Consider the following 763-nt stretch of genomic DNA (forward strand, 5'->3'; position numbering starts at 1 on the left):
CCAGCGCGGTTGGGCGATTCGACATAATGGACGTTCCCGACTGAGTCGTCCGCAGTGATAGGCCTGCATAGGACGCTAGGTGCGCTGCATCGGGGAAGTCGGACATATCGCCAACAGTCATGAGGATCTGTGCTGCGCTACGTGGGCCGATGCCGGGCATGGATAAAAGAATCTCGGTTTGAGGAATGTCTTGAATGAGCTTGAGTACCTGTGCTTCTATTTCCTTGCGATGTGCTAGTTTGGCCAGTGCGTCTTTGGCGGACATTGCTACGCTAAGTTCGGGGTATTCTGCGCCGGCAATGGACACGGTCTGTGTGTGGATGGCAGCAAGCATGGCATGGATGACAGGCTCGGGATTGCGCGCTTTGTGACTGCGCGCAAAGGCTGCTAGGCGTGTTTTACCGATGCGTCGAATCTTGGTGGGGCCGCCGTATTTTGCAAGTAGGTGGAGGATCCATTTTCGGTGAATCATCTGTCCGTGCAGGACATGTTCGAAGGCAGGATTGGTTCCCACGAGCGCGGATCGCATCTGGTTAATTAGGCGTGTGTAGGCTCGGGCGAGGTCTTCGTCGATACCGTTGAGATTTTGGCTGGGTAAAGACTTCCTCAACGCGGTCGACGCTGCGCAGGGCGTCTGGAAGGTTAAGACCGGCATGGGCGATGACGTAGGCGTCGCGTACATCGGTCTTGGAGTTGCCGACGTGGATGCGAGAGAGCTGTCGCATCGCAAGCCCTGGTAGATAGCGATCGTCTGCCCTATGTG

At 56.4% G+C, this 763-nt stretch carries 1 pseudogene; it reads right to left on the minus strand.

Annotated elements, in window-relative coordinates:
- Nucleotides 1–763: pseudogene (locus QKD99_RS11500) on the minus strand (transposase); the annotation flags it as partial.

The sequence above is a fragment of the Corynebacterium sp. c3Ub_189 genome, from assembly GCF_039907195.1.
In the GTDB taxonomy this organism is placed as follows: Bacteria; Actinomycetota; Actinomycetes; order Mycobacteriales; family Mycobacteriaceae; genus Corynebacterium.